Here is a 272-nt window from a genome sequence, read left to right as displayed (position 1 = left end):
CCCCACCCGGACTGCCGCGAGGCAATCCTGAGCAAACAGGCCGAACTGGATGCGCTGAAAATCCAGGTACAGCAGTTAACGCTACTACGCCGCCACCAAACGGAACTCACCAGTCGGGTCGATGCCGAGCTGGGTCGAATCCATCGCTCCAACTCCTATCGCCTCACCGCGCCGTTACGCTCCCTGCGGCGCCGCCTGCAACATTTATTGGGAAGATGAATACGATGCTGAATCTGCCAATGCTGACCAGAGCCCCCTTGCACACTCAGCCC

1 protein-coding gene is annotated in these 272 nt (G+C 59.6%); it reads left to right on the top strand.

The genetic code is table 11. From position 1 onward, the window contains the following. Positions 1-219, top strand: a 219-nt coding sequence (locus SB756_RS30130; protein ID WP_410913243.1) for a hypothetical protein, incomplete at its 5' end; no start/stop codon positions are given. Positions 220-272: the final 53 nt, after the last annotated feature.

Origin of the sequence: Pseudomonas sp. SIMBA_068, assembly GCF_046534705.1 — a bacterium.
Lineage (GTDB): Bacteria > Pseudomonadota > Gammaproteobacteria > Pseudomonadales > Pseudomonadaceae > Aquipseudomonas > Aquipseudomonas putida.
This window is presented reverse-complemented; position numbering and strand designations above follow the sequence as displayed.